Origin of the sequence: Pandoraea sp. PE-S2R-1 (genome assembly GCF_002179865.1) — a bacterium.
Taxonomy (GTDB): Bacteria; Pseudomonadota; Gammaproteobacteria; order Burkholderiales; family Burkholderiaceae; genus Pandoraea.
The window spans coordinates 1-475 of record NZ_NGUR01000093.1; the positions used below are offsets into that span (position 1 = coordinate 1).

1 pseudogene is annotated in these 475 nt (G+C 62.9%); it reads right to left on the minus strand.

Annotated features, from left to right (window positions below):
- Positions 1-475 (minus strand): annotated as a pseudogene (locus CDV44_RS27180) (UbiA family prenyltransferase); the annotation flags it as partial.

A 475-nucleotide genomic window follows, 5' to 3' on the forward strand; every position in this document is an offset into this window, starting at 1 on the left:
CAGAACGGCCAGCCGAAACCCAGATACACCCCAACGCCCGCCTGAATGCCGAGCGCGCCGGCATAACAGAGCATGATGGCCAGCACGTCGAAACGTCCGAAAGTGATCGCCGACGTCTTGATGCCGATCTTCAGGTCGTCGTCGCGATCGACCATCGCATATTCCGTGTCGTAGGCCACCGACCAGAAAACGTTCGAGAGCAGCAGCACCCACGCGATGACCGGCACCTGATCCTGCACCGCGGCGAAAGCCATCGGAATGCCGAAGCCGAACGCCACGCCGAGATAAGCCTGCGGAATCGCCAGAAAGCGCTTGGTGAACGGATAGGTGCCGGCGACGAACAGCGCCGGAATCGACAGCCACTTGGTCAGCGCATTGAGCGGCAAGATCAGCAGGAAGCTCACCAGCGCGAGCGTGGCGGCCACGGCGAATCGCTTCCCAGGCGCGAATGCGGCCCGACGTGATCGGACGCTCC